24 protein-coding genes are annotated in these 25,186 nt (G+C 74.9%); 14 read left to right on the plus strand and 10 right to left on the minus strand.

Features of this window, described 5'->3' with window-relative positions; genetic code table 11:
- The first annotated feature begins 45 nt into the window (after positions 1 to 45).
- Positions 46 to 873 carry an alpha/beta hydrolase gene (locus AB0I11_RS14220; RefSeq protein WP_357318950.1) on the plus strand — a complete coding sequence of 276 codons (828 nt, stop codon included), beginning with the start codon at positions 46 to 48 and terminating at the stop codon, positions 871 to 873.
- 49 nt (positions 874 to 922) lie between these two features.
- The gene (locus AB0I11_RS14225; protein WP_357318953.1) at positions 923 to 2,146 is read left to right on the plus strand and encodes an ABC transporter substrate-binding protein; all 1,224 of its coding nucleotides are present in this window, start codon (positions 923 to 925) and stop codon (positions 2,144 to 2,146) included.
- 78 nt (positions 2,147 to 2,224) lie between these two features.
- Here the strand turns inward: AB0I11_RS14225 and ddaH are convergent, their stop codons facing one another.
- Positions 2,225 to 3,058 (minus strand): dimethylargininase, encoded by an 834-nt coding sequence (gene ddaH / locus AB0I11_RS14230; RefSeq protein ID WP_357318956.1) that lies wholly within the window; start codon positions 3,056 to 3,058, stop codon positions 2,225 to 2,227.
- 59 nt (positions 3,059 to 3,117) lie between these two features.
- On the opposite strand from ddaH, the gene AB0I11_RS14235 reads away from it, so the two are divergent.
- Positions 3,118 to 3,576: an Lrp/AsnC family transcriptional regulator gene (locus AB0I11_RS14235; protein ID WP_357318959.1), complete on the plus strand. Its 459-nt coding sequence runs from the start codon at positions 3,118 to 3,120 to the stop codon at positions 3,574 to 3,576.
- A 215-nt stretch (positions 3,577 to 3,791) separates the two neighbouring features.
- Positions 3,792 to 4,748, plus strand: coding sequence for a zinc-binding dehydrogenase (locus tag AB0I11_RS14240; protein WP_357318962.1), 957 nt, complete (start codon positions 3,792 to 3,794; stop codon positions 4,746 to 4,748).
- Positions 4,749 to 4,865: 117 nt separating this feature from the next.
- Here AB0I11_RS14240 and AB0I11_RS14245 read toward each other — a convergent pair whose 3' ends face one another.
- The 3 genes from AB0I11_RS14245 to AB0I11_RS14255 all read right to left on the minus strand — a co-directional run bounded on the left by AB0I11_RS14245 (position 4,866) and on the right by AB0I11_RS14255 (position 6,921).
- Positions 4,866 to 5,966, minus strand: a complete 1,101-nt coding sequence (locus AB0I11_RS14245; RefSeq protein ID WP_357318965.1) for a hypothetical protein — start codon at positions 5,964 to 5,966, stop codon at positions 4,866 to 4,868.
- 101 nt (positions 5,967 to 6,067) lie between these two features.
- The gene (locus tag AB0I11_RS14250) at positions 6,068 to 6,325 is read right to left on the minus strand and encodes a DUF6457 domain-containing protein (RefSeq protein ID WP_357318968.1); all 258 of its coding nucleotides are present in this window, start codon (positions 6,323 to 6,325) and stop codon (positions 6,068 to 6,070) included.
- A complete protein-coding gene (locus AB0I11_RS14255) occupies positions 6,322 to 6,921 on the minus strand; it encodes an NTP transferase domain-containing protein (protein ID WP_357318971.1) in 600 nt (199 codons plus the stop codon). The genes AB0I11_RS14250 and AB0I11_RS14255 overlap by 4 nt, the downstream gene beginning before the upstream one ends.
- Before the next feature lie 172 nt (positions 6,922 to 7,093).
- Here AB0I11_RS14255 and fdhD point away from each other — a divergent pair, with 172 nt between their 5' ends.
- Positions 7,094 to 7,957: a formate dehydrogenase accessory sulfurtransferase FdhD gene (gene fdhD / locus AB0I11_RS14260; protein ID WP_357318974.1), complete on the plus strand. Its 864-nt coding sequence runs from the start codon at positions 7,094 to 7,096 to the stop codon at positions 7,955 to 7,957.
- Positions 7,958 to 8,073: 116 nt separating this feature from the next.
- Here the strand turns inward: fdhD and AB0I11_RS14265 are convergent, their stop codons facing one another.
- A complete protein-coding gene (locus tag AB0I11_RS14265) occupies positions 8,074 to 9,141 on the minus strand; it encodes a DUF4192 domain-containing protein (RefSeq protein ID WP_357318977.1) in 1,068 nt (355 codons plus the stop codon).
- A gap of 163 nt (positions 9,142 to 9,304) precedes the next feature.
- Here AB0I11_RS14265 and AB0I11_RS14270 point away from each other — a divergent pair, with 163 nt between their 5' ends.
- From AB0I11_RS14270 to AB0I11_RS14290, 5 genes are all read left to right on the plus strand, one after another.
- Complete coding sequence (locus AB0I11_RS14270; protein ID WP_357318980.1) at positions 9,305 to 10,219, plus strand: fructosamine kinase family protein; 915 nt, start codon at positions 9,305 to 9,307, stop codon at positions 10,217 to 10,219.
- A complete protein-coding gene (moaA, locus tag AB0I11_RS14275) occupies positions 10,216 to 11,232 on the plus strand; it encodes a GTP 3',8-cyclase MoaA (protein ID WP_357318983.1) in 1,017 nt (338 codons plus the stop codon). The genes AB0I11_RS14270 and moaA overlap by 4 nt, the downstream gene beginning before the upstream one ends.
- Positions 11,233 to 11,236: 4 nt before the next feature.
- The gene (locus AB0I11_RS14280) at positions 11,237 to 11,485 is read left to right on the plus strand and encodes a MoaD/ThiS family protein (protein WP_357318986.1); all 249 of its coding nucleotides are present in this window, start codon (positions 11,237 to 11,239) and stop codon (positions 11,483 to 11,485) included.
- Positions 11,486 to 11,505: 20 nt separating this feature from the next.
- Positions 11,506 to 12,765, plus strand: coding sequence for a metallophosphoesterase (locus AB0I11_RS14285; protein WP_357319204.1), 1,260 nt, complete (start codon positions 11,506 to 11,508; stop codon positions 12,763 to 12,765).
- Positions 12,766 to 12,859: 94 nt separating this feature from the next.
- A complete protein-coding gene (locus AB0I11_RS14290) occupies positions 12,860 to 16,057 on the plus strand; it encodes a UvrD-helicase domain-containing protein (protein WP_357318988.1) in 3,198 nt (1,065 codons plus the stop codon).
- A 230-nt stretch (positions 16,058 to 16,287) separates the two neighbouring features.
- Here AB0I11_RS14290 and AB0I11_RS14295 read toward each other — a convergent pair whose 3' ends face one another.
- Both AB0I11_RS14295 and AB0I11_RS14300 read right to left on the minus strand, forming a co-directional pair.
- Positions 16,288 to 16,803: an A24 family peptidase gene (locus AB0I11_RS14295; RefSeq protein WP_357318991.1), complete on the minus strand. Its 516-nt coding sequence runs from the start codon at positions 16,801 to 16,803 to the stop codon at positions 16,288 to 16,290.
- A 305-nt stretch (positions 16,804 to 17,108) separates the two neighbouring features.
- Positions 17,109 to 18,104: an EamA family transporter gene (locus AB0I11_RS14300; RefSeq protein WP_357318994.1), complete on the minus strand. Its 996-nt coding sequence runs from the start codon at positions 18,102 to 18,104 to the stop codon at positions 17,109 to 17,111.
- A gap of 86 nt (positions 18,105 to 18,190) precedes the next feature.
- On the opposite strand from AB0I11_RS14300, the gene AB0I11_RS14305 reads away from it, so the two are divergent.
- Both AB0I11_RS14305 and AB0I11_RS14310 read left to right on the plus strand, forming a co-directional pair.
- Positions 18,191 to 19,069, plus strand: coding sequence for a flagellar basal body protein FliL (locus tag AB0I11_RS14305; RefSeq protein ID WP_357318997.1), 879 nt, complete (start codon positions 18,191 to 18,193; stop codon positions 19,067 to 19,069).
- Positions 19,070 to 19,225: 156 nt separating this feature from the next.
- Positions 19,226 to 20,461 carry an ATP-binding protein gene (locus AB0I11_RS14310; RefSeq protein WP_357318999.1) on the plus strand — a complete coding sequence of 412 codons (1,236 nt, stop codon included), beginning with the start codon at positions 19,226 to 19,228 and terminating at the stop codon, positions 20,459 to 20,461.
- Between the two features lie 138 nt (positions 20,462 to 20,599).
- Here the strand turns inward: AB0I11_RS14310 and AB0I11_RS14315 are convergent, their stop codons facing one another.
- Positions 20,600 to 21,169 (minus strand): N-acetyltransferase, encoded by a 570-nt coding sequence (locus AB0I11_RS14315; RefSeq protein WP_357319002.1) that lies wholly within the window; start codon positions 21,167 to 21,169, stop codon positions 20,600 to 20,602.
- Between the two features lie 115 nt (positions 21,170 to 21,284).
- On the opposite strand from AB0I11_RS14315, the gene AB0I11_RS14320 reads away from it, so the two are divergent.
- Positions 21,285 to 21,830 (plus strand): DoxX family protein, encoded by a 546-nt coding sequence (locus AB0I11_RS14320; protein ID WP_357319005.1) that lies wholly within the window; start codon positions 21,285 to 21,287, stop codon positions 21,828 to 21,830.
- A 205-nt stretch (positions 21,831 to 22,035) separates the two neighbouring features.
- Positions 22,036 to 23,472: a glycosyltransferase 87 family protein gene (locus AB0I11_RS14325; protein ID WP_357319008.1), complete on the plus strand. Its 1,437-nt coding sequence runs from the start codon at positions 22,036 to 22,038 to the stop codon at positions 23,470 to 23,472.
- Between the two features lie 4 nt (positions 23,473 to 23,476).
- Here the strand turns inward: AB0I11_RS14325 and AB0I11_RS14330 are convergent, their stop codons facing one another.
- A complete protein-coding gene (locus tag AB0I11_RS14330) occupies positions 23,477 to 23,908 on the minus strand; it encodes a molybdenum cofactor biosynthesis protein MoaE (RefSeq protein WP_357319207.1) in 432 nt (143 codons plus the stop codon).
- Positions 23,905 to 25,167 carry a molybdopterin molybdotransferase MoeA gene (locus tag AB0I11_RS14335; RefSeq protein WP_357319011.1) on the minus strand — a complete coding sequence of 421 codons (1,263 nt, stop codon included), beginning with the start codon at positions 25,165 to 25,167 and terminating at the stop codon, positions 23,905 to 23,907. The genes AB0I11_RS14330 and AB0I11_RS14335 overlap by 4 nt, the downstream gene beginning before the upstream one ends.
- Positions 25,168 to 25,186 lie beyond the last annotated feature (19 nt).

A 25,186-nucleotide genomic window follows, 5' to 3' on the forward strand; every position in this document is an offset into this window, starting at 1 on the left:
TCCCGGGCCCGAACCACCCGCCCGGGGCGCGCTACCGTCGCGGTCATGCCCGCAGACCCGCGCGACGTGCTGACCCGGCCGGCCCCGCCGCCGGACGCCACGGTCCGCTACGGCGACCACCCGGAACAGGTCGCGGACCTGCGCCGGCCGGCCGGCGACGGCCCGGCCCGGCCGCTGGTCGTCGTGGTGCACGGCGGCTTCTGGCGGGCCGAGTACGACCGGACCCACACCGGCCCGATGGCCGACGCGCTGGCCGCCCTCGGCCACCCGGTCGCCCAACTCGAGTACCGGCGCACCGGCCAGCCCGGCGGTGGCTGGCCGCACACGCTCCAGGACGTGCTGGCCGGGGTGGCCGCGCTGCCCGGGTTGGCGGCCGGCGCGCTGCCCGGCCGGGTGGCACCGGTGCCGCCGATCCTGGTGGGCCACTCCGCGGGTGGCCACCTCGCGCTCTACGCGGCGGCGACCGCGCCGGCCACGGTGGGCGGGGTGCTCGCCCTCGCGCCGGTGGCCGACCTCGCCGAGGCGTACCGGCTGGACCTGGATGACGGCGCGGTGGCGGCGCTGCTCGGCGGCGGCCCGGCGGAGGTCCCGGAGCGCTACGCGGCCGCCGATCCATCGGCATTGGTGCCCGTCCGAGTACGCACAGTAGTGATGCACGGCACCCTCGACCAGCAGGTGCCGGTGGCGATCAGCCGCTCGTGGGTCGCCGCAGCCCACGCCGCCGGCGCCCCCGCCACCCTGGTTGAGCTGCCCAAATGCGAACACTTCGGGCTGATCGCGCCGGGTGATCCGGCGTGGCCGGTCGTCCTGGAGGCGTTGCGGTCGCTTCACGATGATCTTCCCGCCATTGACGCAGCGTCGCGGACCAGGTAGAACGCCGGAGGGGCCCACACCCTGGCGGCCCCGCTCGGGAAGGAAACTGGTGTCGCAGATGAACCGCAGGCGGGCCCTACAACTGTTGGCCGCACTGGGTACGACCGGACTGGTGGCCGGCTGTGGCTCCGACACCGACGACGAGGGCGCGGTCGCACCCGGGAGCCCCATCAAGATCGGCCTGATCGTGCCGAGCTCCGGGCCGAACAAGGCCATCGGCGACGACCTCGTGCACGGCTTCCAGCTCTTCCTGAACCTCCACGACCAGCGACTCGGCGGCCACCCGGTGACCGTCGTCACGGCCGAGGAGGGCAACGACGGCAAGAGCGGCAAGGCCGCCGTGGACCGGCTCGTCAAGGACGGCGTGCTCGCCCTCACCGGGGTGGCCAGCTCCACCGTGCTCGCCGGCATCCGGGACACCGTCGAGCAGGCGCGGGTCCCCCTGATCAGCTCCAACGCCTCCCCGGCCAGCCTCGCGAGCGTCGTCTACATCTGGCGGACCTCGTACGTGCTCGACGAGCCCGGCCGGGCGCTCGGGCAGTACCTGCGGGAGCAGTTCAAGGACGCGTCGACCCGCATCGCGATCATCGCGCCGGAGGGTCTGAGCAGCGACGACGTCATCGCCGGCTTCAAGAAGGGGTACGAGAAGGGCCGCCAGCTCGCCAACGACCCGATCTTCACCCCGGACGACCCGAACCCGGGCAAGAACGCGTACGCCGGCGCGATCCAGCGGGCGCTGGCCCAGCGGCCCGACGCGATCCTGTGCAACTACGCCGGCACCGCGGCGGTGCAGTTCATCAAGCAGCTCTACGACGAGGGCTACGAAGGGCCGCTCTACGCCCCCGGCTTCCTCACCGAGGGCACCGTGCTGAGCGAGCTGGACGACGGCGACGGCGGCAAGCAGCGGAAGCGGATCATCGAGTACGGCATCGAAACCACGCTGAACTACTCGCCGGACCTGAACAACACGGCCAACCGGGTGTTCGCCTCGGCGTACCGGAAGACGTTCAACGCCTCCCCGACCACCTACGCGATGGCCTCCTACGACGCCGCCCAGGTGCTGGACAAGGCGATCCGGCAGGCCGGTGCGGACCCCACCCCGCAGCAGCTCAACCTGGCGCTCGGCAAGATCGGCCAGATCGACAGCCCGCGCGGGACCTGGCAGTTCAACCAGCCGCGTACCCCCCAGCAGAAGTGGTACCTGCGCAAGGTCCAGCTCGACGGCCGGATGCTGTCGAACGTGGTGATCAACGAGCTGGCCACGCTCGGCTGACCCGCCGCCGTACCGACGAAACGGGCGGCCTCCCCCGGTGGGGAGGCCGCCCGTCAGCGTGCGGTGGGGGCGCGCCGGTCAGTGGCGCAGCTCGGCGATGCAGCACTTCACGCTGCCGCCGCCCTTCTTCAGCTCGGCCAGCTCGACCGGGACCGGGTGGTAACCGGCCGCCTTCAGCTTGCCGGCCAGCCGGGTGGCGTCGCTGTTCAGCACCACGTTCAGGCCGTCGCTGACCAGGTTCAGGCCGAACGCCAGCACGTCCTCGTCGTCGGCGAGCACCGCGTCCGGGAAGAGCTGGGCGAGCACCTTCTGGCTGGCCGCCGAGAAGGCGCCCGGGTAGTAGGCGATGTTCTCGTCGTCGATCGAGGCGAGCGCCACGTCCAGGTGGTAGAAGCGCGGGTCGACCAGGCGCAGCGAGACCACCGGCCGGGCGAGCGCCTCCTGCGCCTCGGCGTGCGCGGCCAGCTCGGTGCGGAAGCCGTGGCCGGCCAGCACCAGCCCGCCGTGCGCCTCCGGCAGGTACGCGAAGTCGCCCTCGCCCTCGTTGGTCTCGCTCGGCGCGATGAACCGCCAGCCGTTCTCCTCGTAGAACGCCCGGTGCGCGGCGGCCTCGGCGGTCCGCTGCTCGTGCTTGAACTGCGCCCCGTACACGATGCCGTCCACCACGAACGCGCCGTTGGCCGCGAAGACCATGTCCGGCAGCCCGCGCTCGGGGGTGAGCAGGTGCACCTCGTGCCCGAGGCCGACGAGCGTCTCCCGCAGGCGGTCCCACTGCTTGACCGCCAGCTCCGCGTCGACCGGCGCGGTCACGTCCATCCACGGGTTGATCGCGTACTCGACCGCGAAGTGCTCCGGCGAGCACATGAGATATGTCCGCTTTCGCGGGACTCGCTGCTGGTTCACGGTCACCAAGAGTAGGTACGGTACAACTTTGGTAACAGCCACAACCATTGCTTCCCAGAGGCGGAACGTTGCAGATAGACGCCGTTGACCAGCGAATCATTGCGCTCCTCGTCGCAGACGCCCGCGCCTCGTACGCGGACATCGGCGCCCGGGTGTCACTCTCCGCCCCCGCCGTCAAGCGACGCGTCGACCGACTCCGATCCGCCGGCGTGATCCGGGGCTTCACCGCGGTCGTCGACCCGGCCGCGGTCGGCTGGACCACCGAGGCGTTCGTCGAGCTGTTCTGCGCCGGCCGCACCACTCCGGCCCAGATCGGCGCCGCCGCCCGCCGGCACCCGGAGGTGGTCGGCGCGTACACCGTCTCCGGGGAGGCGGACGCGCTGGTGCACCTGCGCGCGGCCGACATCGCCCACCTGGAGGAGGCGTTGGAACGGCTGCGGGCGGAGTCCTTCGTCACCTCCTCCCGCAGCACGATCGTCCTGTCCCGGCTCGTCGAGTCCCCCGGCGTCGGCCCGTCCACCCCGTGACCTCCCCGGACCCGGCCTGCCCGCCGCCTTGACCTCCCGGGCTTGGGCTGCCCGCCGCGTGGCCTCCCCGGGCCTGGGCTGTCCGCGACGTGGCGTCCCCGGTTCGGCGGCGGCCCGGCGTCCCGGCCCTCCCGGGCTTGACCTGAAGCCCGCTTCACGTCGTGCACTGGGTGCCGATGACCCGGGCACGGGACCCGGGTGGGTGAGGAGACGGCATGCGCGCGGTGTGGCTGCGGGAGTTCGGCGGGCCGGAGACGCTGGTGCCCGGACCGGCACCGGATCCGGTGGCCGGGCCGGGCCAGGTCCTGATCGAGGTGGCGCACGCCAACCTGACCTTCGTGGAGACGATGTTCCGGGCCACCGGGTTCGGGCCGTTCCGCGCGGCCCTGCCGGTGATCCCCGGCAACGGGGTGGGCGGGGTGATCGCCGCGGTCGGCCCGGACGTCGACCCGGCCCGCGTCGGGCACCGGGTGGTCAGCTCCACCGGCGGCACCGGCGGGTACGCCGAGCGCGTGGTGGTCGACCAGGCGGCACCCGTACCGGTGCCGGACGGCCTGCCGCTGGACCGGGCCGTCGCGCTCCTCGCCGACGGCCGCACCGCGCTGCTGCTGGCCGGCGCGGCCGGCCTGCGCCCCGGCGACCGGGTGCTGGTCGAGGCGGCGGCCGGCGGGGTGGGCAGCCTGCTGACCCAGCTCGCGGCGGCGGCCGGGGCCCGGGTGGTCGCCGCCGCCGGCGGCCCGCGCAAGGTCGCCCTGCTCCGCGAGCGCGGCTGCGAGCTGGCGGTGGACTACCGGGAGCCCGACTGGACCGACCGGGTCCACGCCGCCACGGGCGGTGTCGACGTGGTCTTCGACGGGGTCGGCGGCCCGCTCGCCCGGGCCGCCTTCGACCTGCTCGACGCCGGTGGCCGGATGGTCAGCTTCGGGCTGGCCGGCGGCGCCTGGGCGGACATCCCGGACGGGTTGGCCGCCAGCCGCCGGGTCACCCTGGTCCGCCCGGCCGCCCCGCCGGAGCAGCTGCGCGCCCTCACCGAACTGGCGCTCGCCGAGGGGGCGGCGGGACGGCTCCGGCCGCTGATCGGGCAGCGCTTCCCGCTGGAGCGGGCCGCCGAGGCGCACGCCGCCATGGAGTCCCGGGCGACCATCGGCAAGACCCTCCTCGACGTCCGCTGACCCGCCGCCCGGCCGGTCCCTCCGGGGGTTCGTGCCGCTCGGCCGGTCGATCCGCGGATTCGTGCCGGCCGGCCGGTCGCTCCGGGGGTTCGTGCCGGGCGCGACCGAGGGGGATGGTCAGAGGTACATGCCGGTGCGGTGCTCGGACTCGGTGCGGGCGGGCTTGTCGCCCTCGCCGAAGAACCGCTTGCCCCCGAACTCGCCGTGCAGCCGGTCGTCCAGTTCGTCGGCCAGGCCGGTCATCACCTGCACGGCGAGCATCAGGTGGGTGGCCTGGAAGTTGCGGCCGAAGACCGGGATGGAGGCCCAGACCGTGTCGTCGGCGCAGTAGAGGCGGCCGATCGGCATCCGGTTGGTCAGCTCGGAGAGCTTCACGTAGAGGCGCTCGGTCGGCTCCACCTCGGTGAGCACCGGGGAGAAGACGTCCACCAGGGGCGGGTTGTCGCGGACCCGGACGAAGACCATCGCCGAGCCGGCCCGGATGTTGATGTCGCCGTCCGAGTCGACCTGCAACTGGTCGGACTTCGACTTGAGCATGGTGGAGACGACCGTCCGGACCCGCTCCTCCAGGGCGAGCACATCGTTCTCGGCGCTCTGCGCGGTTGCCGCGGCGGCCAGCGCCTCGTCGAGGTCGGCCTCCACGTCGCGATCCGGCCCGAACTCGCTGCGCGCGGTGCCCAGCGGCTCCACCGGCAGCGCCTCCCCCTCGGCGTCGTGCACCAGGTAGACCAGGAAGGCGGGGTGCGGCGCGCCGTACACGTCGCGCAGGGTCCGGGACAGCACCGCGGCCAGCCGGGTCGCCTCGGCGACCGCGCAGCCCAGCCCGAACTGCTCACCCGAGCCCTCGAGCACCCCGGGCGGGGACCAGCCCAGCGCGATCATGTCCGCCACGGCGGCCCGGTCCAGCCGGTACCCCTGCGGGAGGGTCGCGTTGCCGACCGCCCGCGCCGACAACCGGCCCTCCGCCCCGACGTCCACGCTGATCGAGTAGACGGCGTCGCCGGTGCCGGAGGCGGTCGGGTCGAGGGTCAGCTCCAGGTGGGCGCCCTCGGGCAGCCGCCGCAGCCGCTCGGCGAGCGCGCGCGCGAACTCCCGCCAGGCCTCGGTCACCTTCGCCCGGAGGTCGGCCGTGGTCGGCTCGTCCAGCAGGATCGACTCGTGCAGCTCCGGCGTAGCGCCGGCGGGCTCATCGGCCGACGAGGGGTGGTCTGCCGTCATGATCGCCTCCGTCCGTCATGGGCCACCCTACCCACGACCGCCGGGGGTCGAATCACGCCCGACCGGGATCGGACAGCCGACCGGGGGCCGCGCCGCACCGGCTATCCGGCGGGGCTGCTGCCGTCCAGCTCGACCGGCCAGGAGGCGGCCAGCTCAGCCAGCCGGGCGGCCGTCGCGGCCGGCTCCGCGCCCCGCCCCACGGCCAGCCCCAACAGGTACGCGCTGACCGGCGCGCCCGGCCGGAGCACCTGATGGGCCACGTCCTTGGCCAGGTCGAGCACGGCCGGCACCGGCACCTCGGCCGGGTCGAGTCCCAGCTCGGCGCAGGCCGCCGTGACCCACTCGTCCATCACCGTCATCGCGTCCACTCCTCGGCCCGGCGTACGTCCTCGTCAGTGTCGCAGTCGAACCAGGGCGGCGGCCCGGCACCGGCCCAGGACACCTCCCGCACGGCCAGGCCGGCGAGCAGGCCGCGCACCGAGGCGCCGTCGACCGTGCCGCCGCGCTCCCCGGCGAGCCGGTCGACGGCGGACCGCAGCCCGGCCACCCGCCACACCCCGCAGAGCTGCTGCCGGCGACCGTCGTCGTCGACGTAGCAGGCGCCGTCCGCGGCCGACCCGTCCAGCGCGGCCAGCAGATCGGCCACCGCCGCCGGGGTGAGCAGCGGCAGGTCGCCGGCGAGCAGGGCGACCGTGCCGACGCCGGGGTCGAGCAGCGCCAGGCCGGCGGCCGTGGCGGCGACCGGACCACCCCCGGCGGGCCGTTCGCGGGTCGCCCGCACCCCGCCCGGGACCAGGTCGGCCGGGCCCACCACGATCCGGGGCGCGGCATCGGCCACGGCGGCCAGCACCCGGTGCAGCATGGGCCGGCCACCGACCGGGCGCGCCGGCTTGTCCACCCCGCCCATCCGGCGGGCCGCGCCACCGGAGAGCACGATCGCCGCGTACGCCGTCACCGGGTCACCGTAACCAGCACCGGCCTCCCCCGTCGAAACCAGCACCGGCCCCCCTGCCGAAACCAGCGCCGGCCCGCCCAGCCGAGCCAGCACCGGCCCCCTCGCCGACATCCGCGGCGGTCGACCGGCCGTCGTCGTGCGGACCGCTCGGCGGGCGGGGCAGGATGGCGGGATGGGACGGGCGACTGACCGGCGCGGCGTGCTCCGGATCGATCTCGACGCGGCGGCCGACGGGCGCGCCCGGGTGCGCCGGCAGGACACCCTCGCGGTGGAGGAACCGCTGGAGATCCGCGTCGGCCGGCTCGGCCCGGGCCGACGCGAACCGCTCGCGGTGACCATGCGGACGCCCGGTGACGACCTGGACCTGGCCATCGGTTTCCTGCTCACCGAGGGGATCATCCGCTCCGCCGAGGACGTGCACACCGCTCAGCTCTGCGCCGGGGCGGAGACCCCGAACACCTACAACGTGGTCGACGTGGTGCTCGCTCCCGGTGTGCCGGAACCCACCACCGACCCGGCCCGCAACTTCTACACCACCAGCTCGTGCGGGGTGTGCGGCAAGGCGAGCATCGACGCGATCCGGACCCGCTCGCCGTTCCGGGTCGAGGACGACCCGCTGGGCGTACCCGCCGAGCTGCTCGCCGCCCTGCCGGACCGGCTGCGCGCCGCGCAGCGCGCCTTCGACCGGACCGGCGGGCTGCACGCGGCCGGGCTGTTCACCGCCGACGGCCAGCAGGTGGTGCTGCGCGAGGACGTCGGCCGGCACAACGCGGTGGACAAGGTGGTCGGCTGGGCGGTGCGGGAGCACCGGCTGCCGCTGACCGGGCACCTGTTGATGGTCTCCGGCCGGGCCAGCTTCGAGCTGACCCAGAAGGCCTGGATGGCCGGGGTGCCGCTGCTCGCCGCGGTCTCCGCGCCCAGCACCCTCGCGGTCGAACTGGCCGAGGAGGCCGGGATGACCCTGGTCGGCTTCCTGCGCGGCCGGACGATGAACGTCTACACCGGCCCGCACCGGGTCACCGAACCCGCCGGCTGATCCGGCCCGCCCCGACGGCGCCATCAGCCGGCCGATGCGACGGCGGCTGCGGCGGGACGGCGGCATCGGCGGCCGTGGCGGGACGGCGGCATGGCCCCTCCGACGGGACGGCGGCATCAGGCGCTCCGGCGGGTCTGGCGGCGGCGACCGTCGCGGCGGCGGGCGCGGCGGCGGACCACGCCGGGAAAGGCGACCTCCGGCCAGCCGTCGAGCCGGGACGGGGGCAGCCCCTGGCGGAGCATGTCGTCCAGGAGCAGCGCGAGCGAATAGTCCGGGTGGGCGGTGAGCACCCGCTCCAGGGCGACCACGGCCAGGGCGCCGTAACCAGCCCGCCAGGCCGCGAAGGCGAGCAGGCTGCCGGGAGCGGCGATCAGCTCCGGCTCGGCCCGGCGCAGCACCTCGGTCCAGAGACTGATGTCGGTGTCCCGCCCGTCGGTGCGTTCCCAGGCGTGGTCGCGAACCTCCAGCCGGGTGAGGAGCACGGTCAACCAGGCCACCTCGTCATCGCTCAGCCGCTCGCCCCGGCGGTGCCGGCGGAACGCCACGCGCACGGCGGCCACCCCGGCGGAGCGTACGGATCGGCCGCCGACGAGCGCGGTCTCGCTCGCCTCCTCGGCCAGGGTGGCCAGCCGGCGGCGGGCCTGGGCGGTCGCCCGGCTCATGGCCACCCGGACCGGCCCGCCGAGCGCGGACACCTGGGCGGTCAGCGCGGCCCGGTCGGGCAGGGCGACCTGACCGGCGAAGACGGCGGCCGCGCTCACCTCGCTGGCGGCCGGGTCGTAGGGGGTGCCGTCGGGCGGGCAGCAGGACGGCTCGGTGCAGAGGTAGGACCACCAGCGTCCGTCGGTCACCCGCAGCGCGTCGAGGACGGTCAGCCCCGCCGCGTCCAGGGCCTGGCCCACTGCGTCGACCGCACCGGTCACCCGGTCGGCGGGCCCGTAGCCGATCACCGTGGCGGAGTCGGTGCCCTGCCGCGCGATCACCTGCGCCAGGTGCCGGGCGGGCGGCCGGGGGTCGGCGCCCGGCTCGGGCAGGTCGCCCCGGGCGGCGAAGACGACCTGGCGCCCCCGCAGGGCCACCACGACCACGCTGTCGGCGGGATGGAAGCCGAGCAGGTACGGCACGGCGGCGATCAGGTCGGCGGGGGAGCGGACGGCGAGCCGGGGGCGGTCGGTGGAAGTCATGCCGGGAGCGTGCGGCGGCCGGGGCGTGCCGCGACAGGCCCTGTGGACGACACGCTGGTTGTCCACAGATACGGAGAGTATCTGCGCAGGTCAGCGCGGAACGGATACCGCCCGGAAGCGCGCACGGGCCGCGACTGTCGGTGCGACGGACTACGTTGCGCTCATGGACCTGGCGTACCTGCGGGCACACCCGGAGCACCTGCCGACCTTCCTGACCCATCAGCGGATCCGGGAGACGCCGGTCTCCGGCGGGGACATCTGCGCCGCGTCCCGGCTCACCCTCGACGACGGGCACTCGGTCTTCGCCAAGACCTGGCCGGAGCGGGTGGGGCGGCCGGCGCCGGCGGGCTTCTTCGCCGCCGAGGCGGCCGGGCTGCGCTGGCTGCGCGAGGCGGGCGCCGTCGCCGTGCCGGAGGTGGTGGTGGCGCTGCCGGAGCTGCTGGCGCTCGACTGGATCGAGCCGGGCGAGCCGACACCCGAGGCCGCCGAGCGGTTCGGCCGGGAGTTGGCCGCCCTGCACCGGGCCGGGGCGCCGGCGTTCGGCGCCGACTGGACCGGCTTCATCGGCGCGCTGCCCCAGGACAACACGCTGGACCCGGGCCCGTGGTCGGCGTGGTTCGCCCGCCGCCGGCTCCTGCCGTACCTGCGGATGTCGGTCGACGACGGTGCGCTCGGCACCAAGGAGGCCGGCCTGGTCGAGCAGGTGATCGACTGGATCGGCGCGTTCGGCGGCGACGAGCCACCGGCCCGGATCCACGGCGACCTCTGGCCCGGCAACGTGCTCTGGGGCGTGGACGACCGGGTCTGGCTGGTCGACCCGGCGGCGCACGGCGGCCACCGGGAGACCGACCTGGCCCAGCTCGCCCTCTTCGGCGGTCCACCGCACCTCGACCGGATCCTGGCCGGCTATCAGGAGGAGTGGCCGCTCGCCGACGGTTGGCGCGACCGGATGCCGCTGCACCAGTTGCACCTCCTGCTGGTGCACAGCTCACTTTTCGGGACGGCATACCGGGATGCGGTCGCCGACGCCGCCCACCTCGCGCTCAGCGGGGTCCGAAGCGCTACGGTCGACGGGTGACCACCGCCCGGACGAGAACCGACGGGGTCCTCGTCGACCGGTACGGCCGGATCGCCCGGGACCTCCGGGTCTCGCTGACCGACAAGTGCAACCTGCGCTGCACCTACTGCATGCCGGCCGAGGGCCTGCCCTGGCTGGCCGGCCCGCAGCTGCTCGACGACGACGAGATCATCCGGCTGATCCGGGTGGCGGTGCAGCGGCTCGGCATCACCGAGGTCCGCTTCACCGGTGGCGAGCCGCTGATCCGGCCCGGCCTGGTCCGCATCGTGTCCGCCGTGGCCGCGCTGGAGCCCCGGCCCCGGATCTCGCTGACCACCAACGGCATCGGCCTGGACCGGCTCGCGCCGGCCCTGCGCGCCGCCGGCCTGGACCGGGTGAACGTCTCGCTGGACACCCTCGACCCGGCCCGGTTCGCCGAGCTGACCCGGCGGAACCGGCACGCCGACGTGCTGGCCGGGCTGGCGGGCGCGGCCGAGGCCGGGCTGACCCCGGTCAAGGTCAACACGGTGCTGATGCGTGGGCTCAACGACGACGAGGCACCCGACCTGCTCCGGTTCGCCCTGGAGCACGACTACCAGCTGCGGTTCATCGAGCAGATGCCGCTGGACGCCCAGCACGGCTGGGACCGCGCCACGATGGTCACCGCCGAGGAGATCCTCGCGGCGCTGAACGCGGCGTTCACCCTCACGCCCGATCCGGCCGAGCGGGGGGCGGCTCCCGCCGAGACCTGGCTGGTCGACGGCGGGCCGGCCCGGGTCGGGGTGATCGGCAGCGTCACCCGCCCGTTCTGCGGCGACTGCGACCGCACCCGGTTGACCGCCGACGGCCAGGTCCGCGCCTGCCTCTTCGCCACCGAGGAGTCCGACCTACGGGGTGCGCTGCGCGCCGGGGCGGACGACGCCGAGCTGGCCGACCGCTGGCGTACCGCGATGTGGGGCAAGCGGGCCGGGCACGGCATCGACGACCCGGCCTTCCTGCAACCCGCCCGCCCGATGTCGGCGATCGGAGGCTGACCCGGTGCAGCTGACCGTCCGCTACTTCGCCGGGGCGCGCGCCGCCGCCGGCCGCGTCGAGGAGACCGTCCCCGCCGCCGGACGCTCCCTCGACGAGCTTCTCGACGAGCTGTCCGCGCGGCACGGTGACCGGCTCGCCGTGGTGCTGAAGGCGGCGAGCTTCCTGGTCGACGGCGTGGCCTGTCATGACCGTCAGGCCCCGCTGCCGGCCGGCGTGACGGTCGACGTGCTGCCGCCGTTCGCGGGTGGCTGAGGAGGACCTGCGTGTTGGCGATGGCGATGTTCCTGGGCTTTGCTGTGCTCGTCACCGCCCTGATCCACCTCTACCTGTGGAAGCGGCTGGTCCGGGACACCACCCGGCCCGGGCGACTCCGGCGGGCCGGCGGGATCGTGGCGCTGCTGCTGGCGCTGCTGGTGCCGGCCACCATGGCGGGGACCCGCAACGGTATGTACTGGCTGGCCTGGCCGGGCTACCTCTGGCTGGCCCTGATGTTCTACCTGCTGGTGCTGCTGCTGGTGCTGGAAGTGCCGATGGCGGTGGCGAAGGTGGTGCTGCGCCGCCGCGAGCGCGCCGCCCGGGACGGCCGGGCCGCACCCGAGCCGGTACTGGTCGGCGCCGCGAGCCGGACGGCCGCCGGACCGGCCGAGGCGGGGACCGGGGACGCCGCGACACCGCCGGCCGGCCCCGACCACGACCCGTCCCGCCGGTTGCTGCTCGCCCGGGGGGCCGCCATCTTCGCCGGGCTCACCGCCGCGGGGATCACCGGGTACGGCGTCCGTACCGCGCTGGGCCCGCCCCGCCTGGACCGGGTGCAGATCCCGCTGGCGAAGCTCCCGCGCGGCATGGACGGCCTGCGGATCGCCACGGTCTCCGACATCCACCTCGGTCCGCTGCGCGGCCGGGCGCACACCGAGCGGATCGTCGCGATGATCAATCGCCTGGACGCCGACCTGGTGGCGGTGGTCGGCGACCTGGTCGACGGCTCGGTGGCCGAGCTGGGCGAGGCCGCCGAGCCGCTGCGCGACCTGCGCTCCCGGTACGGCAGCTTCTTCGTCACCGGCAACCACGAGTACTACTCCGGCGTCGAGGAGTGGGTCCGCGAGGTGGACCGGCTCGGCGTGCGGGTGCTGCAGAACGAGCGGCAGGAGATCCGCGCCCGGGGCGGGGTGCTCGACCTGGCCGGGGTGAACGACGTGACCGCGGCCGGCACCGGCCTGGCCGCTCCGGCCGACTACGCCGCCGCCCTCGGCGACCGCGACCCGAGCCGTCCCGTGGTGCTCCTCGCCCACCAGCCGGTGGCCGCGCACGAGGCGGCGAAGTTCGGCGTGGACCTGCAGCTCTCCGGGCACACCCACGGCGGCCAGTTGGCGCCGTTCAACCTGCTCGTCGGGTTGCAGCAGCCGGTGGTCTCCGGGCTCGGCGAGGTGGACGGCACCACGGTCTACGTGACCAACGGCGCCGGCTTCTGGGGCCCGCCGGTCCGGGTCGGCGCCCCGCCCGAGGTGACCCTGGTGGAGCTGCGCACCCCATAGCGCGCGATGGCCACGCAGTCCAGCACCGCATTGCTCAGGTCACCCGTACGCGTGGCGACGGGCGGGCGGGGGACCGGGCGTGACAGGATGCGGCGTGCCTCCGTTCAGCGCCGCACCCCCCGGTGGCCTCCCGCCATTCGTCGCGGATCTGCACATCCACTCGAAGTACTCGCGCGCGTGCAGCCGTGACCTGACCCTGCCGAACCTCGGTTGGTGGGCCCGGCGCAAGGGCGTCGGCGTGCTCGGCACCGGTGACTTCACCCATCCCGCCTGGTACGACCACCTGCGCGAGACGCTGCACCCGGCCGAGCCTGGCCTCTACCGGCTCAGCCCGGAGGCGGAGCGGGACATCGCCCGCCGGCTGCCACCGCGGCTGGCCGCCGGGGCGGAGGCGGACCCGGTCCGGTTCATGCTGAGCGTGGAGATCTCCACGATCTACAAGCGGGGCGACCGGACCCGCAAGGTGCACCACCTGATCTACCTGCCCGATCTGGAAGCGGTGGCCCGGTTCAACGCCGCGCTGGGCCGGATCGGCAACCTCGGCTCGGACGGGCGCCCGATCCTCGGCCTCGACTCCCGGGACCTGCTGGAGATCACTCTGGAGGCCAGCCCGGACGGCTACCTGGTGCCGGCGCACATCTGGACGCCCTGGTTCTCCGCGCTCGGCTCGAAGTCCGGCTTCGACGCCATCGCCGACTGCTACGCCGACCTGGCCGAGCACGTCTTCGCGGTGGAGACCGGGCTCTCCTCCGACCCGGAGATGAACTGGCGGGTCGGCAGCCTCGACCGCTACCAGCTGGTCTCCAACTCGGACGCGCACTCGCCGCCCGCGCTGGCCCGCGAGGCCACCGTGTTCCACTCGGCCCGCGACTACTTCGCCATCCGGGAGGCGCTGCGCACCGGGGACGGGCTGGCCGGCACCGTCGAGTTCTTCCCGGAAGAGGGCAAGTACCACGCCGACGGGCACCGGCTCTGCGGGGTGAACTGGTCCCCGGAGCGGACCCGGCAGGCCGGCGGTCGCTGCCCGGAGTGCGGCAGGCCGCTGACGGTGGGCGTACTCAGCCGGGTCGAGGAGTTGGCCGACCGGCCCGCGGGGCACCGACCCGGGCACGCCCGCGCGGTGACCCATCTGGTGCCGCTGGCGGAGATCCTCGGTGAGATCAACAAGGTGGGCGCCCGCTCGAAGAAGGTCGAGGGCAGGCTCAACGAGCTGGTCGCCGCGCTCGGCCCGGAGCTGGAGATTCTGACCAGCACCCCGCTGAGCGAGATCGGCCGGGTCGGTGGCGAGCTGCTCGCCGAGGGCATCGGCCGGCTGCGCCGCGGTGACGTGCGCCGGATCCCCGGCTACGACGGCGAGTACGGCGTCATCACCCTCTTCGACCCGGCCGAGCTGGGCGGCGCCGGGGGCGGCGCGTCGGGTGGGCAGGAGACCCTTTTCGACGTACCCGTGCCCGCGCAGCGGAAGCCCGCGGAGCCGGCGGCCAAGCCGAAGGCCCGGCGCGCGGCGGCGGTCAAGGCGGAGCCGAAGCGCAAGCCGGCCCCGCCGCCGGCGCCCCCGATCGCGCCGGCGCCCTCGCCGCACGAGCCGTTCGAGCCGATGCTGGCCGGTATGGAGGAGGTCGGCACCGGCCTGCTGGACCGGCTCGACGCGATGCAGCGGGTGGCCGCGTCCGCGCCGGGCGGTCCGCTGCTCATCGTGGCCGGTCCGGGCACCGGCAAGACCCGGACGCTGACCCACCGGATCGCCTACCTCTGCGCCGAGCTGAACGTCTTCCCCGAGCAGTGCCTGGCGATCACCTTCACCCGCCGGGCGGCCGAGGAGCTGCGGCACCGCCTCGACGGGCTGCTCGGCCCGGTGGCCGAGGACGTCACGGTGGGCACGTTCCACTCGCTGGGCCTGGCCATCCTGCGGGAGAACGCCACGGCCGCCGGCCTGCCGGCGGACTTCCGGATCGCCGACGACGCCGACCGGGCGGCCGCCCGCGCGGAGGCCGGCGAGGACGACGAGCGGTACACCGCGTTGCTGCGCAAGCGCGACCTGGTCGACCTGGACGAGCTGCTCACCGTGCCGGTGGCGCTGCTGAAGGCGGACCGGAAGCTGGTCCGCGAGTACCGCGACCGCTGGAAGTGGATCTTCGTCGACGAGTACCAGGACGTCGACGCGGTCCAGTACGAGCTGTTGCGGCTGCTCAGCCCCGCCGACGGCAACCTCTGCGCGATCGGCGACCCGGACCAGGCGATCTACTCGTTCCGGGGCGCCGACGTCGGCTATTTCCTGCGCTTCTCCCAGGACTTCACCGACGCCCGGCTGGTCCGGCTGAACCGCAACTACCGCTCCTCGGCACCGATCCTGGCCGCCGCCGTACAGGCCATCGCGCCCTCGTCGCTGGTGCGCGGCCGCCGGCTCGACCCGGCCCGGCTGGACCCGGAGGCGCCGCTGGTCGGTCGCTACGCCGCGGCCTCCGTCGCGGACGAGGCCGATTTCGTGGTACGCACCATCGACGAACTGGTCGGCGGCCTGTCCCACCGCTCGCTCGACTCGGGACGCATCGACGGCCGGGCGACCTCGCTGTCGTTCTCCGACATCGCGGTGCTCTACCGCACCGACTCGCAGGCGGCACCGATCGTGGACGCGCTGGCCCGGGCCAACATCCCGGTGCAGAAGCGGTCGCACGACCGGCTCCGGGACCGGCCGGGCGTGCCGGCCCTCGCCCGCGAGCTGCGGCACGCCGGGCTGGACGGTTCGCTGCCGGCCCGGGTCCGGCTGGCCGGGCAGGTGCTGGCGGAACGCTTCGCCGTGCCGACCCTCGACGGCTCCGGCGCGGTGCGCCCCGAGGACGTCCGCACGGCGGTGGACCTGCTCACCCCGCTGGCCCGGCGCTGCGGTGACGACCTGGGGCTGTTCCTCTCCCAGCTCGCCACCGGCGCCGAGGTGGACGCCCTCGACCCGCGGGCCGAGGCGGTCACCCTGCTCACCCTGCACGCGGCCAAGGGCCTGGAGTTCCCGGTGGTCTTCCTGGTCGGCGCCGAGGACGGCCTGCTCCCGCTGCGCTGGCCCGGCCAGGAGGAGGACGACGACGCGGTCGCCGAGGAGCGCCGGCTCTTCTTCGTCGGGCTCACCCGCGCCCAGGACCGGTTGTACGTCAGCCACGCGGCGCGCCGCAGCCGGCACGGCACCGAACGGGACTGCCGCCCCTCGCCCTTCCTGGACGTGATCGACCCGGGTCTGTTCGAACGGTTCGGCGAGGCCGAGGCCCGCCGGCCCCGGGACCGCCAGCTACGGCTGATCTGAGGGTGGCGGTCGGGGGCCTCGCGCTGGTCCGCGGCCAATGCTGGGTGAGCGCCAGGGCGCCGGCCCTGCACCGCCCTTGCGGCGGCCTGCGAGCCGGGCGACTGCTCGAGAGCGATATGCCTCAGCGGCATGATTATGCCGCTGCGGCATATTCGTCATGAGCATCGCCTTCGCCAGGATGGCCGGCGTCGGCGGCCGGCCAGCCACCCCACCGCGCGCCTGCCGGCCGGTCAGGCCAGCAGCACCGCGAGCCACGCACCCGCGAGGATCGCCGGGCCGAACGGCAGGGCGGTGTCCCGGCGTACCCGGCGGGTGGCCAGCAGGGCGAGCACGACGACGCCGTTGAGCAGGTGCGGCAGGACCAGCCCGAGGCCCAGCGCCGACCAGCCCAGCCAGCCGAGCGGCAGGCCGAGCGCGGCGGCGAGCTTCACGTCGCCGAAGCCGAGCCGGGAGCCGGGCAGCACGGCCAGCAGCGCGTAACAGCCGAAGGAGAGCGCGGCGCCGGCCAGCGCGGCCAGCAACCCGCCGGCGGCCCCGGTGACCAGCGCCGCGACGAGCAGGCCGAGCGCACCGCACCCGGCGGCGAGCGCCACGAGCGGATCGGGCAGGCGCAGGCAGGCCAGGTCCACCAGCGCGAGCACCAGCCCGATCGCCCCGACCAGCAGGTACGCCGGCAGCGCGGGATCCCCGCCCCGGGCGGCCGCGAGCCCGCCGAACACCACCGCCCCGACGACGGTCAGGGTCACCCGTCGGGGTGTCCGCCCCGGTCCTCCGCTCCGGACCGCCGCCCGGACCGCAGCGGCCGACGACGGCGGCACGGGTGATGGTGACGGCGGCACGGGTGATGGTGACGGCGGCACGGGTGATGGTGACGGCGGCACGGGTGATGGTGACGGCGGCACGGGTGCTGGCGATGGCGGCGGCACGGGCGATGCAGCGGGGGTGGCGGCGCGGGGCAGGTAGCGGCCGGCGAGCGGGACGGCGAGCCAGCCGGCCAGCGCGCCGAGCAGCGCGACACCCGTCACCGCCCCGGCGGACACGAGCCTGGAGGCTACCGGCGCGAGTGCTCGGCGGCTGCCCCGTCGACCGGTCGGCGCGGTCGCTCGGTGCTCACCACCACCGCCACCCCGGCGACGATCACCGCCCCGCCGAGCAGCACCTGCGCGGTGATCGGCTCGGCGACGAACAGCGCGCCGAGCGCCACCGCGACCGCCGGGTTCACGTACGCGTAGGTGGCGACCAGCGAGATGGGCGCGTGGTGCAGCAGCCAGACGTACGCGGTGAAGGCCACCAGGGAGCCGGCCACCATCAGGTACGCCAACGCGGCCCAGGAGCGCCCGGTCACCTGACCGGGGGAGAAGCCGCGCAGCTCGCCCCGGCCGACGGCGATCGCGGCGAGCACCACCGCGCCGGCCACCATCTCGTAGACGGTGGCCACGAACGGGTCGGCGGGCATCCGGATCTTGCCGGAGAGGTAGGAGCCGACCGACCAGGAGAGGGAGGCGGCGACCACGGTGAGCGCGCCGACCACCGGCACGGCCCCGGATCCGCCGCTGGGCAGCACCAGCAGGACGAGCCCGACGAAGCCGAGCCCCACCCCGGCGAACGTCCAGAGCCGGGGACGGTCGCCGCCGAGCGTACGCAGCAGCACGACCAGCAGCGGCACGGTGGCCACCAGCAGCGCGGCGATGCCGGAGGGCACCGCCTTCCCGGCCGGGCCGGACTCGGCGAGCACGACCAGCCCGTTGCCCCCGGCGAGCAGGAGCACCCCGATCAGGGCGGCGGACCGGAGCTGCCGCCGGTCCACCCGGAGGGCGCCCGGGCCCCGCCGCAGCCGCAGCACCAGCGCGAGCACGGCGGCGGCGACGGCGAACCGGGCCGCCGCCGAGGTGAGCGGCGGCAACGACTCCACGGCCACCCGGATGCCCAGGTAGGTGGAGCCCCAGAGCAGGTAGACGAGGATCAGCGCGGTCCAGATCAGCGCCGATCGCGCGGTGGGCGGTGCGGGGTGGGCGAGCGGCGTCGCACTCGCAGGGCGTGAGCTCATCGGTGGACCACGCTACGGTGACCACGGCGTCGGCGTCCCCGGTTGGTGGCCGGCCTCTCAGCACTGGTGGACCAGGAGGGCGATCCATGTCGAACGTCGGCGGCGCACCGGACCCGTGGGAGGGGCGACCGGGTGACCGCTACCGCCCGTCCGCCGGCCCTCGCCCCGACCCCGGCCCGGCCGGCCAGGGCGGCTGGAACGACCGGCCGGGCGGCTGGGACGACCGGCCCGCGGCGCCGTACCAGTCCGCCGACCCGTACCAGTCCGCCGGCCGGTACCAGCCCGCCGACCCGTACCAGTCCGCCGACCCGTACCAGCCCGCCGACCCGTACCAGTCCGCCGATCCGTACCAGGGTGTCGATCCGTACCAGGCCGGCGGCGGCCCGGGCCGGGCCGCCGGGGATCCGTACCAGGCGCCGGCGCAGCGGTACGAGCCGGGCGGCTGGGACGGTGGGCCGCCGCCCTACCCGGCGCAGCCCGGCCAGGGCGGGTACGGGCAGCAGCCGTACCCCGGGCCGGGGCCGAAGCGCCGCCGAGGTCCGCTGATCGCGGTGCTGGCCGTGTTGGCGGTGCTGCTGCTCGGCGGCGCGGCGGCGTACTGGGTGGCTGGCCGGGACGAGCCGAGCGCGGGCGGGACGGCCACCGGGGCCACCGACCCGACGGCCGGGGCGAGCGAGCCGGGCGACCCGGTGGCCACCACGCCGGCCCCGGCCTCCTCGACCGACCCGCGGTTCGTGCAGGCCGGCCAGTGCGTCCGCAACGAGGGGGGCACCGGCCAGCCGAAGCTGGTGATCAGCGAGTGCGCCGCGAAGACGTACCAGGTGCTGCGCCGGATCGACGGCGCGACCAGCGGCAAGAAGGACGCCGAGGCGAAGTGCGGAAAGGTGGCCGGCTACACCGACTGGTACTTCTTCGACAGCGACCTGGACACCCTGGACTTCGTGCTCTGCCTGAAGCAGCGCTGACCTCGCCACGCAACCGACCTCGCCGTAGCCAAAACTAGGGCTGTCTAGCGTCTGAGCTAGACAGCCCTAGTTTTGGCTCGACGGTTCCCGACACGCCGGTAGCCCCATCTACGGATATCTAGCCTCCCAGCTAGACAGCCCGATACTCTGCGATTCGTGGATCCGGTCCGCAACCCGTACGCCCCCGGCGCCGGCCAGCGCCCGCCCGAACTCGCTGGACGGGGGCGGGAGCTGGACGTCTTCGACGTGGTGCTGGAACGGATCGCCCGGGGTCGCCCCGAGCGCAGCCTGATGCTCACCGGCCTGCGCGGCGTCGGCAAGACGGTGCTGCTCAATACCCTCCGGTCGGAGGCGATCAACCACCTCTGGGGCACCGGCAAGATCGAGGCCCGGCCGGACCAGTCGCTGCGCCGGCCGATCGCCGCCGCGCTGCACATGGCGGTCCGTGAGCTGGCCCCCCGGCACCGCGCCCCGGACCGGATCGACGCCTTCCTCGGCGTGCTCAAGGCGTTCGCCCAGCGCTCCGCGCCCACCGGTCGCGGCGCCGCCGGGCCGAAGCTGCGCGACCGCTGGCAGCCCGGCATCGACGTGCCGGCCAGCAGCGGCCGGGCCGACTCCGGGGACATCGAGATCGACCTCGTGGAGCTGCTGACCGACGCGGCGGCGGTCGCCACCGACGTGGGCACCGGCATCGCGATCTTCATCGACGAGATGCAGGACCTCGGCGCGGAGGACGTCTCCGCGCTCTGCGCCGCCTGCCACGAACTGTCCCAGCTCGGCGCGCCGCTCATCGTGGTCGGCGCCGGGCTGCCGCACCTGCCCGCCGTGCTCAGCGCCGCGAAGTCGTACTCCGAACGGCTCTTCCGCTACCAGCGGATTGACCGGCTCGACCGGATCGCCGCCGACCAGGCGCTCTGCGCGCCGGCCGAGCGGGAGGAGGTCGAGTACGAGCAGAAGGCGCTCGACCTGCTCTACGACAAGTCCGGCGGCTACCCGTACTTCGTCCAGGCGTACGGGAAGGCGACCTGGGACCATGCCCCGCGCTCGCCGATCACCGCCGCCGACGTCCGGGTCGCGGCGCCCGAGGCCGAGGCCGAACTGGCGGTCGGCTTCTTCGGATCCCGCTTCGAGCGGGCCACCCCCGCGGAACGCGAGTACATGCGGGCGATGGCGACGCTGTCCCTGGTGGAGGGGGAGGAGAGCGGCCGGGACGACATGGACGCGGCGGTGCCGACCGCCGAGATCGCCCGCGCGCTCGGCCGCAAGCCGGCCAGTCTCTCCCCGGCCCGGGACGCGTTGATCAAGAAGGGCCTCATCTACTCGGGCGAGCGGGGCACGGTGGCCTTCACCGTCCCGCACTTCGGCCGCTACCTGCGCACCCAGCCCGCCTGACGGCCGCCGGGCCCAGCCCACCTGCCAACGCCGCCGGGACGAGTCCACCGGGCGGTGCCGGAACGGACCCACCGGGCCGGTGCGGGGACAGACCCACCGGGCCGGTGCGGGACAGACCCGCCGGGCCGGTGCGGGGGGTCAGACCTTCGACCAGGGGGCGGGGAAGAGGACCTCGCCGGCGGGCGGCCCCGGCTCGTCGCTGGTGGACGGCGGCAGGACCAGCGCCTGCCAGGGCTCACCGAGCCCGGACCAGGGGCTGGTCAACCCGAGCCGGTCGGCGGGGCCGAAGCCGAAGCGCCGGTAGAACGCCGGGGCGCCGAGCACCACCACGAGCCGCTCCCCCAGCTCGGTCCCGGCGTCCAGGGCGGCCTGCACCACCGCGGTGCCGTGCCCGACCCGTTGCCGGTGCGGGGCGACCGCCACCGGGCCGAGCGCCAGCGCCGGGTACGAGTCGCCGTCGGTCCGCACCCGGACCCGGGTCAGCAGCGCGTAGCCGACGACCTCACCGCCGTACTCGGCGACCATGGACAGCTCGGGAATCCAGGCGTCATCGCGCCGGAGCTCGTCGACCAGGGTCGCCTCGGGCGGGGGCGTGGCCACGTCGGGGCGCGCGAAGGCGGCGGCCAGCACCCGGGCGACCGGCCCCTCGTCCGCCGGATCCTCGGGTCGGAGTCGCAGGGTCGTCACGCGCGCGACCTTACCCGGCATCGGCGGTCCATCCGCGACGGTCGCTGAAATCGGTGCGTCGACGGACGTCCACGTCGGCCGATCCCTTTCGGGTGTTGCAGGGGTGGCGATCTCCGTGACGGGGTATGACTGAGCCATGAAGCCCGTGCGCTCCCTCGCCCGCGTCATGTTGAGCGGCATCTTCGTGGTCAGCGGCGCCCGCAATCTGCGCAACCCGGGACGGCTGGTCCCGGCCGCGCAGCCGATCACCGACAAGGTCACGCCGCTGCTCCAGAACATCAACCCCCGCATCCCCACCGACACCGCGACGCTGGTCCGGGCGAACTCGGCCACCCAGCTCGTGGCCGGCCTGATGCTGGCGACCGGGCGGTTCACCCGGCCCGCCGCGCTCGTCCTGGCCGCCACCCTGGTGCCGACCACCGCGGCCGGTCATCCCTTCTGGAACACCGAGGACCCGACCGCGCGCAACAACAACCAGATCCACTTCCTGAAGAACCTGGGGCTCTTCGGCGGTCTCCTCCTCGCCGCCGCGGACACCGAGGGCAAGCCGGGACTGCGCTGGCGGGCCGGCCACCGGATCGACCACTCGCGCCGCTCGGTGCAGCGGGCGGTCCGGACCGCCCGCCGGGAGGCGAAGATCGCCGTACGCTCGGCGGCCACCGCCCGCCGGATGCCCGGCTGACCTGCATCAATACGGCCACCACCCCCCGCATGGCCACGTAATCACCTGAACCGTCCGAGACCCGTTAACGCGGTGGAAATGTCAAAAACACGTGTGGGATCGGACACGGTCGCATAACGCGGGAGGCTGCAACGTGAGGCGCCGTTCTAGGCTCCGGTCTGGACCTGGACGGGTAGGACGATCTTGGTACGGGGGTGGCCACGCCATGCCGACGACAGTCGGTAGACGGACGGACCGCCTCGCCCCGCTCCAGCGCGCGGCCCGCGGCATCGACCGCCGGACAGTCGTCCGGACCGGCATCGTGGCCGCCGTCGCCTACACCGCGTGGCTGGCCATCGGCGCGTTCGGGCGGCCGTACACCTTCTTCGACATGAAGATCTACCACGGTGCGGTGGTGTGGTGGGCGAGCGGCAACGAGCTGTACGACTTCATCGCCCCGTCGACCACCCTGGGCTTCACCTACCCGCCGTTCGCCGGCCTGGTCATGCTGCCGATGTCCTGGCTGCCGGTCGGTGCCGCCGGCTGGCTCAACGCGCTGGCCAGCATCGCCGCGCTCGCGGTCGTGCTGGCCGCGCTGCTGCGCCCGATCGTCGACCGGCTCGGCTGGTCGCTCTGGTTCACCGTCGGCATCGCCACGCCGATGGCGGTGGCGATCGAACCGTCCCGGGAGACGCTCGGCTACGGCCAGGTCAACCTGCTGCTCTTCGCGCTGATCATGGCCGACCTGGTGGGGCTGCGTTGGCGGGCCAAGCGGGGCACCCACCTCGACACCGCCGACTCGCCGCTGACCCGGTTCGTCTACAGCGGCGCCTGGGCCGGCGTCGGCATCGGCCTGGCCACCGCCGTGAAGCTGACCCCGGCGCTCTTCGTCGGGTACCTGGTGCTCACCCGCCAGTGGCGCGCGGCGCTGACCGCGGTGGGCACCACCGTCGCGGTGACCGTCGGCACGTTCGCGCTGGTCGGCGAGGAGTCGCGGGCCTACTTCGGCGGCGTGCTCTGGCAGACCGAGCGGGTCGGTGCGGCGGACATGACCGCCAACCAGTCGCTCGCCGGCCTGCTGGCCCGGCTGTACGACTCGATCGAGACGCCGGGCCTGCTCTGGCTGGCCTTCTCCGTGCTGGTGCTCGCGCTGGGGCTGTCCCGGGCCGCCAGCGCCCGCGCCGACGGCGACGAGCTGACCGCGTTCACCCTGGTCGGGCTCACCGCCAACGTGATCAGCCCGATCTCCTGGTCGCACCACCTGGTCTGGGTCATCCCGGCGATCATCGTGCTGGCCGACGCCGCGGTACGCCGCCGCGAGGCCAGCCGTGGACTGCTCCCCCGGATCACCGGCACGGCACCGGCCAACGGGGTGCCGGCGCTACGGCCACCGATCTGGTACCCGACGCTGACCGGCCTGCGGCACGGGATCGGCGCGCTCGGGCTCTACCTGCTCTTCCTGATCTCGCCGATCTGGCCGTACGAGCACCAACTCCCGGAGGTGTCGCACTACCAGGACGGCCTGTTCGGCGCGCTGATGGAGAACTCCCTGGCGATCGCCCTGATCGTGCTGGTCGCGGCGCTGCCCTGGCGCCCGGGCGCGGAGCCGGCGTTCTACCACGACCGGCTGTCCCGGTCGGCCCAGCTCAGCGCCCGGCGCTAGACCGTCAGGGGCAGTTCACCCACTCCTCGGTGCCGTCGTCGAAGACCTGCCGCTTCCAGATCGGCAGTCGCGCCTTGACCTCGTCGACCAGCCGGGCGCAGGCCGCGAAGGCGGCCGCCCGGTGCGCGGTGCTGACCGCCGCCACCAGGGCCACGTCGCCGATCTCCAGCCGGCCGATCCGGTGCGACACCGCCACCGCGTAGACCTCGGGGTCGGCGGCGATCTCGGCGGCCACCTCGCGGAGCACTGCCTCGGCGGTGGGATGGCCCTCGTACTCCAGCAGGGTGACCAGCCGGCCGTGGTCGTGGTCGCGGACCACGCCCTGGAACGACACGACCGCGCCGGCCCGCCGGTCGGCGACCGCCGCCTCGTGCGCGGCGAGGTCGAGCGGCTGGTCGGTCACCGCGCCGAGGGTGACCCCCTCGACCGGGCTCACCACGCCCGCTCCCCGGCGGTCAGCGGCAGCGGCACGAGCGGCACCCGCGCCCCCGCCTCGCCGCTGGTGCCCGGCCGGATCAGCGCGAAGCCGTCCGCGCCGGCCAGGCCGCGCAGCATCGCCGAGCCGACGTGCCGCAGCGGGTGGAGGGTGCCGGCGGCCCGGTCCCACCGGACCAGGGCGAGGTGGGTGTAGTCGCCGCGGCCGGGGATCGGCTCGGCCAGGACCGCCTGCGGCAGCACCGGCATCGGCCGGCCGGCCAGCCCGGCGAGCAGCGGTGCCACCAGCGAGACCAGCGCGACGATGGCGGACTGCGGGTTGCCCGGCAGCCCGGCCACGAAGCGGACCCGGCCGTCGTCGCCGACCAGCCGGGCCAGCAGCATCGGGAAACCGGGCCGGACCGCGACGGTGTTGACCACGTAGTCGGCACCGAGCGCCGCCAGGGTGGGATGCAGGTGGTCGACCGGGCCGCGCATGGTGCCGCCGGTGGTGCAGACGACGTCGGCGGTGGCGAGCGCGCCGCGCACCGCGGCCACGTGGGCCGGCAGGGTGTCGGCCACCGGGCCGACCACGTCGGCCGGGCGCACCTGGCAGCCGTACCGGCGCAGCCAGGCCGGCACGGCCGGGCCGAGCGCGTCGCGGACCCGGCCGGCGCCGGGCGGACCGGAGGTCAGCAGCTCGTCGCCGAAGACCAGCAGCGCGGCCCGGGGCAGCCGGCGCACCCGCAGGCGGTCCTGGCCGCAGGAGGCGGCCAGCCCGATCACCGCCGGGTCGACCGGCGTGCCGGCGGGCAGCAACTCCTCCCCGGCGTACGCCTCCTCGCCCGGGTTCCGCCACTCCGGGGCCGGCCGCGGCGTGCCCTGGACGAGGCCGTCGGCGGTCCGGGTCGACTCCTCGATCCGCAGGATGGCCGTGGTCCCCTCGGGCACCATCGCGCCGGTGGCGATCTCCGTGGTGGTGCCGTCGTCGGTCAGCGGGGGCGGGCTCTGCCCGGCGAGTACCCGGCCGACGACCCGCCAGGGGCCGTCCCCGCGCACCGCCCAGCCGTCCACGCTGGAGGTGGGGAACGCCGGCAGGTCGGTGGGCGTGGTGAGCGCCTCGGCGAGGGTGTGCCCGTCGGCGTCGGCGAGCGGGCGGTCCACCGCGGGAAGCGCGGCGGCGAGGCCGACCGCGTACGCCCGGGAGCGGGCCTCCTCCCACCCGGCCGGCGGCGCCGCGGCGATCTCGGCCGCGGCGCTTGCTGCGGTTTCCGTGCTCATCCGGTGAGCCTATCGCCGG

The sequence above is a fragment of the Micromonospora sp. NPDC050495 genome (assembly GCF_040655175.1).
In the GTDB taxonomy this organism is placed as follows: Bacteria; Actinomycetota; Actinomycetes; order Mycobacteriales; family Micromonosporaceae; genus Micromonospora.

What these genes read in the sequence shown, in the direction of transcription:
- AB0I11_RS14220 (WP_357318950.1), top strand. Translation starts at nt 46, where the DNA reads ATGCCCGCAGACCCGCGCGACGTGCTGACCCGGCCGGCCCCGCCGCCG.
- AB0I11_RS14240 (WP_357318962.1), top strand. Translation starts at nt 3,792, where the DNA reads ATGCGCGCGGTGTGGCTGCGGGAGTTCGGCGGGCCGGAGACGCTGGTG.
- AB0I11_RS14245 (WP_357318965.1), bottom strand. Translation starts at nt 5,966, where the DNA reads ATGACGGCAGACCACCCCTCGTCGGCCGATGAGCCCGCCGGCGCTACG.
- AB0I11_RS14250 (WP_357318968.1), bottom strand. Translation starts at nt 6,325, where the DNA reads ATGACGGTGATGGACGAGTGGGTCACGGCGGCCTGCGCCGAGCTGGGA.
- fdhD (WP_357318974.1), top strand. Translation starts at nt 7,094, where the DNA reads ATGGGACGGGCGACTGACCGGCGCGGCGTGCTCCGGATCGATCTCGAC.
- AB0I11_RS14265 (WP_357318977.1), bottom strand. Translation starts at nt 9,141, where the DNA reads ATGACTTCCACCGACCGCCCCCGGCTCGCCGTCCGCTCCCCCGCCGAC.
- AB0I11_RS14270 (WP_357318980.1), top strand. Translation starts at nt 9,305, where the DNA reads ATGGACCTGGCGTACCTGCGGGCACACCCGGAGCACCTGCCGACCTTC.
- AB0I11_RS14285 (WP_357319204.1), top strand. Translation starts at nt 11,506, where the DNA reads ATGGCGATGTTCCTGGGCTTTGCTGTGCTCGTCACCGCCCTGATCCAC.
- AB0I11_RS14300 (WP_357318994.1), bottom strand. Translation starts at nt 18,104, where the DNA reads ATGAGCTCACGCCCTGCGAGTGCGACGCCGCTCGCCCACCCCGCACCG.
- AB0I11_RS14305 (WP_357318997.1), top strand. Translation starts at nt 18,191, where the DNA reads ATGTCGAACGTCGGCGGCGCACCGGACCCGTGGGAGGGGCGACCGGGT.
- AB0I11_RS14315 (WP_357319002.1), bottom strand. Translation starts at nt 21,169, where the DNA reads ATGCCGGGTAAGGTCGCGCGCGTGACGACCCTGCGACTCCGACCCGAG.
- AB0I11_RS14320 (WP_357319005.1), top strand. Translation starts at nt 21,285, where the DNA reads ATGAAGCCCGTGCGCTCCCTCGCCCGCGTCATGTTGAGCGGCATCTTC.
- AB0I11_RS14325 (WP_357319008.1), top strand. Translation starts at nt 22,036, where the DNA reads ATGCCGACGACAGTCGGTAGACGGACGGACCGCCTCGCCCCGCTCCAG.
- AB0I11_RS14335 (WP_357319011.1), bottom strand. Translation starts at nt 25,167, where the DNA reads ATGAGCACGGAAACCGCAGCAAGCGCCGCGGCCGAGATCGCCGCGGCG.